This window comes from Streptomyces spiramenti (assembly GCF_012034385.1).
Lineage (GTDB): Bacteria > Actinomycetota > Actinomycetes > Streptomycetales > Streptomycetaceae > Streptomyces > Streptomyces spiramenti.
Genome location: NZ_JAAVJB010000022.1, coordinates 32,721 through 39,856 on the forward strand (window position 1 = coordinate 32,721; position 7,136 = coordinate 39,856).

The following is a 7,136-nucleotide window of genomic DNA, read 5'->3' on the forward strand; positions in this document are numbered from 1 at the left end:
GTCTGTTGTTGCAGATCGGAAGGTCAAGGCACTCGCGGCAGCTCGCGTTCGGCTCGCGAGACCAGCTCGCCGTAGGTGAGCTCGGCCCGCTATCTCCGATATCAGGAGTTCACGCTGCGTGTCTCTCATGCGCGTACCCAGCGTCCGCTCTGCTTTCCTGAAAGCGGCGACTTGGCTTTCGTCAAGCCGTCGCTCCCATCGGGTGTCGCTGAGGAAGGAGCCTTCCGGGTCGCGCAGCAAGAGCCCACGAGCTGTCTCGATCGTAGCCCGTTCCGGAAAACTGTGATGCAGCTCTGCTGAAGAGATGCGAACCGCGTGAACGTAGTGCCTGAACGAATTCAGCCTCGTTGGTGAGTAGTTTTCGAATCTGTTCCGCCATGGTAACGAATGCCAGCAATCTTCCTTTGGGCTCACCACTAAGGTTGACCTGAACAGGCTGGTCCGGGAAACAGAAGGAGCTCGATCCCGTCGCGCGGAGCGAGCAGACCGGATCAACCAGGTATGCCCAGAGGGGGTGGACGTAGTCCCGCAGGTGACGTCGAGAAAGGGGCGGCCATCGATGGAGACGGAGGCCGATCCCTCGATGCTTCCGGAATCCTTGGCTTGCTCTGTGTCGACTCGAATGAAGCTGTTGGAATGCGCTCTGAGGAATGTTTCGACGATGATCATCGGTGGATCAGTGGGGCCCGTTTCGGTTGTCTTTGCCGCTGCTGGTTTCGATCGGGTAGTGATCTCTACTGGCTCTTGTGCGTGACGTCCAGCGAAAGTGCATCGCCGGAGCTGACGGTGACCCAGGCAGTGCGGAACTCCAGTAAAGTGCCGATCTCCTCGCCCACGGCATCGAGGAGACGTGAGGTCGAGGCGATGACATCGAGTCCGGGTTTTCCGATCTCTTCTACTTCCTCGAAAGCCCACGAATCGATCGGGAAACACCATGCGGGCAGGTTGGGCCAGTGGCCCTCGGTCGTTCTGAGGGTCCAGTCCGTTCCGCAAGAGAAGACGATGGAAGGGGGCGTGTCGCACACGAGCTCCAAGGCCTCGAATGAGGCAGATCGACCGGAGTCGTCCGGGGTGTACCTTACGCCGTACGCGGCGCGCACACGCCTACCCGTCACCGGAACAGCGGAGCTGTCGTGGCTCATTGATTCGCCTCTCGCGAGTTTGGGTGTGTTTGCAGAGCCCTGTCGGGATGGAGTAGCGTCTCCAAGTGGTTTCGTGGTTCCATTCGTTTTCGTCCCAGCTTTGCTTTGGGGTGTTTGGCAACGACGGCTGCAGCGGTGAGTCCATGCCCGCAGGTCATCGCCATCGACTTCTGTGGCGGTTTGGTGCGCATGGGTTTCGATGTGTTGTTGCACAGCTCGCCCCGGCCTTGCGTGTGAAAACTTTTCAGCCTGCCATCTTTTCCAGGATCAGATCAACTTCTGATTCGATTTCTTGGTCGGCGGTGAGGTGGACGTGCGTGCCGTTTGTCACTTCTTCCTGTGCGAGCGTCATGAGGTGCCGCGCCAGTGAAGTGAGTCCTGCTCGATTGGCCCTGATGAGCACCTCCGATTGAGTCGCAGAGACGAAGATCTCGAATCCCTCATCCCACGAGAAACGCAGGCCTTCGTCAGGTCGGTAGTCGGGTGTGGAAATGACGTGCTCCATCGGGCGAGCCTAGCGTGATTTTCGGCGACTTTGCTGCCCCGAGGCAGGCGCCAACTGCCTTGGGCGCTGGGAGGGGGCGGTAATTGACCTGCGTGCGGTCGAGCTGTCGATGACCGTGAAGTAGGCATACACGACCGACGGATGGAGCCACCACCGCAATCTTCCCTGCCGGCCTGTCCCTCGCGGCGTGTGGTTGGCCTGGCAGCGAGGCGAGGGCCCGGGGGCGGGTTCACGATCAGAGATCTCTCGCCGCGCCAGAGGCTTCGTCCTTGGCGTCGTCCCGAGAGTCCTCAGCCTGTGTCAGGGCCGGGGCTGGATCTGCCTGCGGTGTGCCAGATCATGGCCGGTGCCGACCGCCGCCGCGGCGGTTGCCGGGCCTGGTCCGTGCAAGCCGGTGCACTTCGGTCGGTCCCGCACGCGACCCACGTGTCCGCGCGTGCTGACGGGGCGTGCAGCACGGCGCAAAGCGTGCAAGGCGGCAGTAGTGGCCTGCCTGTGGCGCTGTATGTTCGAGTCGGTTGGGGCCGTCCTCGAGGCGCGGGGACCCGTCAGCGGCGGGCGCCCGTCGAGGACATCGGGGCTCGTCGCGCGCGGTGTGTGGCGACTCGGCGGGAAGCCTCGACCGGGAACGGGGCAGCGGTGAAGTACGTCAGTCTCGATGCGCAGGTCGGCGATGTCGCGGGGGTGCTGGATCCAAGCCGGTACCTTCGTGACCTTCCCTTGTTCGCCAGAGAACTGCCCCCTGGTGCGCGTGCCTTCGCCACGGATGCGGCGCACTACGACTTTCACAGCAGTCGATGTGTGAAGGACCTGACGGTCAGCCTTCTCCAGTGGTCCGGCGAGGGGGAGTTGGCGGTCAAGTTCCGGCACAACTGCTGGAAGCACGACAGGGACCTGGTGATTCGCTACACGGGCGTTTCCGGCTTCGCTGTCGATCTGCCCGCCGATGAACGAGGCCGGCTCCGTGGGACGGTGATCCTCGACGAGATCCTGCCCCACCAGGAGGGCTGCAGCCATGAGATTGCCTGCAGGGAGGGCTCGCTCACCCTCGTGTGCCGCGACCTCCGGGCGTCGTGGACCGAGGCAACCTGTCCGAACGAATGCTAGGCGCGCCCGCGCCGGGTTCTCTTCTGCGGTCAGCCGCTGACGTTCGGGGCGGCGAGGTTCCGCGTATGAGCGGGCCCGAGTCGGCCGCTGACGTCCGAGTTGGCCCGCGTGACGGTCGACGCAGCACCGCTGGCGGTCGGCGGGGGCCGGAGTGCCGGGCGCAGGACGTCGTCCTGGGTGACGGACGGGGTCGCGCGGGTCGAGTCGGCAGCGCCGACCTCACTGTTCCCGCAGTCCGGCCAGCTCCGGGCGGAGCGAGGCGCGTCCCCAGTGCAGGACCTCGTGCAGCCTGTCGGCGAGATGGGCCGTGTCGACCTCCGCGGTGCCCAGTTCCAGCGCGAGCTCGGAGGGAACGCCCAGCGCTTGCGCGTCCTCCTGGTGGAAGACCAGTGTCAGTGTCGTTCCGCCGAACGCGACGGTTCGCAGACACCCGTACACGGTGAAGCCCCTGCTCGGTGGAAACACAGTAGGAGTCCATGCCGCCCCGAACGTCCTGCTCGTCGGGTTCAAGTGTGCTGCGTTGGAGCAACAGGGACCTGGCGGCACCCTCCTCGTCGGTCCACCCGATGCCCACGACCAGGACGTGCTTTTCCTCGTCGTCCTCGAAGAAGCCGACCGCGGTGACGCTGACCTGCTGTCTCCCGGGACGGTTGGGGGTGTGACGCGATGGAGTATCGCAGCCGCCGACCGGCGCGCGGTTCGGTGGGTTGCAGCCGGGGTGCGGGGGCGGGCCGTGGAGTTCGGCGAACGCCGCCCCGGCGCGGAGCGCGGTGCGTAGCCTCGGCGGCAGGAGCGCGGCCGTCCGGCAGGGGCGCGGCCCGGAGGAGTCGAAGGGGACGACGTGGTGGCGGAGACGAGTGACGGGGGCGGAGCCAAGACCGGAGCCGAGGCCGAGGCGGCACAGGTGAGGTTGCTGGGCGGCGGCCACGCCGAGCTGACGTTCGCGATGGTCGCCGTCGCCGCGTTGCGGACGCCCGCCAACACCGATCACGAAGTGGTCGTCGAGGTCGGTGGGCGGAACCTGCCGGTACTGCCGCTGGTGGAGGCCGCGCTCGGGCGGCGGCCGGCCAACACGCATTCCGCGGAGGAGGCGCTGCACGCGCTCGGCTTCACGATGTACGTGCGCCGCCGTTACGACAAGGTCAGTGGGCGGCCGGTCGTACTGGACCGGGCAGCGCGGAAGTCCTCTTCCTGAGACACCCCGGCATGGAGTCGGCCCCCGGTGAGCCGTGGGCGGCTCAGCGGGGGCCGAGGTCGTGGGGACCGGCGGTCGGTCGGTCAGGCGGCGACGATGCGGTCGGCCAGCAGGTAGATGCTCTCCTCGCCGCAGGCGAAGGTCAGCGCGTAGGCGCCGGAGACGCCGGAGCCGCCGAGCAGCACGGGCGACTCACCGGCGCGCACCGCCGAGGCGAGGCGCTGCGAGGTCTCGCGGTGGCCGGGGGAGAGGCAGAGGGTGGTGCCGTCCTCGAAGAGGAAGACGTCCAGGGTGCCGAGCGGTCCGGGACGCACGTCGGCGAGCGGGGTTCCGGCGCGGGCGAGGCGGCCCAGCCGCTCCGTGGTGCGCTCGTACTCCTCGACGGCGGCGTCGTGGCCGGGCTCGCGGGCCTGGCCGGGCAGCTCGACGGGCTCGCCGGAGAGGGAGTAGCCGGGGTGCGAGGGGTGGCGGCGGCGGGCGGCGGCCATCTCCGCGGAGAGCTGGTCGTCCTCGTCGCGGGGCTCCGGCGCCGGCGCGGGGGTCACGTCACCGGTGGCCTGGCGGGGGAGGAAGGGGCGGCGGGTGGCGGACTCGCCGCCCTCGCTCTGCGGGTGCTCGTCGCCGGAGCGGCGGTCCCGGGCGGCGGACGACTCGTCCACGCGGCCCGTCGACGCGTCCTCGGGGCGCTCGGTGTCGAAGAAGTCGGCGTCCTCGCGGCCGGTGCCCTGGCGCGGCACGGCCGGACCGGTGGGACGGACGCCGAAGGTCGCGTCGTGGGCGTCGTAACCGGCGAGGTCGACGTCCGGACCCTGGGCGCCGAACTCCGCGCCGCCCAGCAGCGACCCGTCGGCACCGGCGTGGTCGCCCTCGGCCAGGTAGCGCTCCAGCAGGGCGTCCAGCAGCATCTCGTCCGCGGACGAGGCGGCGGAGTCGTGGTGGCCCATCGACGCGTTCTCGGCGTCGCGTGCCTCCTGCTCCGCCCAGAACGCGCGCGCCTCCGCCAGTTCGCGGTCGCGCTCGTCGGCCAGCGCGTCGGCGACCGCCGCCCGGATCAGCTCCTCGTCCGGTGCCACGCGGGCCGGCGGCAGCAGCGCGGGTGCCAACAGTGCCCGCAGTGCGGTCACCTCGGCGCGCAGGCCGCGTGCGGCCCACAGTGCGGCCGTACAAACGGCCAGAGCGAGCCCGGCGGCGAGCATCAGGATGAGGGATATGGCGCTCACAAAGCATCTCCTGGTCGCGGTGTCCCCCTAGTTCCTATCCCACGTTTCCGCACCGGTGCCACGTGGTGCAGAGCGGAACGTCACGAACCTGGAGGGTATTTGGTCCCTCAGCCTCCTTTGCTCGACGCCCCGCACCGCGCTGACCTGCGCGGATGCGGGGCGTCTTCTGCTGGGTCACATCACGGGGCCGCTTCGGTATCGCTGGTGTATACCGAGCGTCCCGGAGTGACGTGGGTCACCTCTAGCTCAGGCGTTCCAGGACCATGGCCATGCCTTGACCGCCGCCCACACACATAGTCTCCAGTCCGAACTGCTTGTCGTGCCACCGGAGCGAGTTGATGAGCGTGGTGGTGATGCGGGCCCCCGTCATGCCGAAGGGGTGGCCCACGGCGATGGCGCCGCCGTTGACGTTCAGGCGGTCCAGGTCGACCCCGAGGTCGCGGTAGGACGGGATGACCTGGGCTGCGAACGCCTCGTTGATCTCGACCAGGTCGATGTCGCCGATGGTCATCCCGGCACGGGCCAGCGCCTGGCGCGACGCGTCGACCGGGCCCAGCCCCATGATCTCGGGGGAGAGAGCGGAGACCCCGGTGGAGACGACGCGGGCGAGCGGGGTGATGCCGAGCTCCCGGGCCTTGGTGTCGGACATGATCACCAGGGCGGCGGCGCCGTCGTTCAGCGCGCAGCAGTTGCCGGCGGTCACCAGGCCGTCGGGGCGGAAGACCGGCTTGAGGCCCTGCACGCCCTCCAGCGTCACGCCCGCCCGGGGACCGTCGTCGGCGCTGACGACCGTGCCGTCGGGGGTGGTGACCGGGGTGATCTCCCGCTCCCAGAACCCGGCGGCGATGGCCGCTTCCGCCAGGTTCTGCGAACGGACACCGAACTCGTCCATCTCCTGCCTGGTCACGCCCTTGGCGCGGGCCAGGTTCTCGGCGGTCTGGCCCATCGCCATGTAGACGTCGGGGACGTCGCCGCGCTCGCGCGGGTCCGTCCACCCGTCGCCGCCCTGCTCGGCGCGGCGCGCGGTCCGGGCCTCCGCGTCGGCGAACAGCGGGTTGTGGGTGCCGGGCATGCCGTCGGACGAGCCGTGGGCGAACCGCGACACCGTCTCGACACCCGCGGAGACGAAGACGTCGCCCTCCCCGGCCCGGATGGCGTGCAACGCCATGCGCGTCGTCTGCAGCGAGGAGGAGCAGTAGCGGGTGATCGTGCAGGCGGGCAGGTGGTCCATGCCCAGCTGCACCGCGACGACCCGGCCCAGGTTGTGGCCCTGCTCGCCGCCCGGCAGGCCGCAGCCCAGCATCAGGTCGTCGATCTCGCGAGGGTCGAGCTGGGGCACCTGGTCCAGGGCGGCCCGGACGATCGCCGCGGTCAGGTCGTCCGGGCGCACGTCCTTCAACGACCCCTTCCCGGCCCGGCCGATCGGGGAGCGGGCGGCGGCGACGATGACGGCTTCGGGCATTGCTGGCTCCCAGGGCCGGGGCCGGCGACTTCGCCGGCCGGGCGGTTTGGCGGGTCGGGCGGTGGTGCGTGGAGCTGGCGCCGCGTGGAGCGGATTCAGCGTTGAGCTCATGGTGCGTGGTGCGTGGAGCTGGTGCTGTGACGAGCGTTGGCGCGGTCGTGCGGGCGGTCGTGTCGGGCGGTCCTGCGTCGGGCCGTGGCGCGCCCGGCGGTGGTGCGGACGGGGTGCGGTGCCGGCCCGGGTCGCTCGCCGTGGGGCGGAAGCGGCGCCGGGGCTGACGGCCGCACCGCGAAGTTACCCGCGCGTAGGGCCGTCGTCACGGATCGCGTCGTGTGACGCACGCCGCATTCGCCCACCGGGCGGCGCCGACCACCGCCTCCCGCCACCGCCTCCCGGGGCGCCGGCCCGCTCGCCCGCGCTACGGGCGCCGACCGTCGGTACCGGGGGCGCCCGTGGCTGTGCCGCCGTCGGGAGCGACGGGCAGGGGGCCGGCACGCCCCGAGCC

At 69.6% G+C, this 7,136-nt stretch carries 7 protein-coding genes; 2 read left to right on the forward strand and 5 right to left on the reverse strand.

The features are described from left to right. Positions 1-734 precede the first annotated feature (734 nt). Both HCJ92_RS05200 and HCJ92_RS05205 read right to left on the reverse strand, forming a co-directional pair. On the reverse strand, positions 735-1,142 hold the full coding sequence (locus HCJ92_RS05200; RefSeq protein WP_167932226.1) for a hypothetical protein: 408 nt from the start codon (positions 1,140-1,142) through the stop codon (positions 735-737). Positions 1,143-1,386: 244 nt separating this feature from the next. Then, entirely contained in the window at positions 1,387-1,647 is a 261-nt protein-coding gene (locus HCJ92_RS05205; protein WP_167932227.1) for an Imm32 family immunity protein, read from the reverse strand. A 639-nt stretch (positions 1,648-2,286) separates the two neighbouring features. Here HCJ92_RS05205 and HCJ92_RS05210 point away from each other — a divergent pair. After that, positions 2,287-2,754, forward strand: coding sequence for a hypothetical protein (locus HCJ92_RS05210; RefSeq protein ID WP_167932228.1), 468 nt, complete (start codon positions 2,287-2,289; stop codon positions 2,752-2,754). A gap of 219 nt (positions 2,755-2,973) precedes the next feature. Here the strand turns inward: HCJ92_RS05210 and HCJ92_RS05215 are convergent, their stop codons facing one another. Then, positions 2,974-3,219, reverse strand: coding sequence for a hypothetical protein (locus HCJ92_RS05215; protein WP_209310749.1), 246 nt, complete (start codon positions 3,217-3,219; stop codon positions 2,974-2,976). A 379-nt stretch (positions 3,220-3,598) separates the two neighbouring features. Here HCJ92_RS05215 and HCJ92_RS05220 point away from each other — a divergent pair, with 379 nt between their 5' ends. Continuing rightward, entirely contained in the window at positions 3,599-3,949 is a 351-nt protein-coding gene (locus tag HCJ92_RS05220; protein ID WP_167932203.1) for a hypothetical protein, read from the forward strand. Between the two features lie 83 nt (positions 3,950-4,032). Here the strand turns inward: HCJ92_RS05220 and HCJ92_RS05225 are convergent, their stop codons facing one another. After that, entirely contained in the window at positions 4,033-5,169 is a 1,137-nt protein-coding gene (locus tag HCJ92_RS05225; protein ID WP_167932229.1) for a hypothetical protein, read from the reverse strand. A 241-nt stretch (positions 5,170-5,410) separates the two neighbouring features. Beyond that, positions 5,411-6,631 carry an acetyl-CoA C-acetyltransferase gene (locus HCJ92_RS05230; protein WP_167932230.1) on the reverse strand — a complete coding sequence of 407 codons (1,221 nt, stop codon included), beginning with the start codon at positions 6,629-6,631 and terminating at the stop codon, positions 5,411-5,413. Positions 6,632-7,136 lie beyond the last annotated feature (505 nt).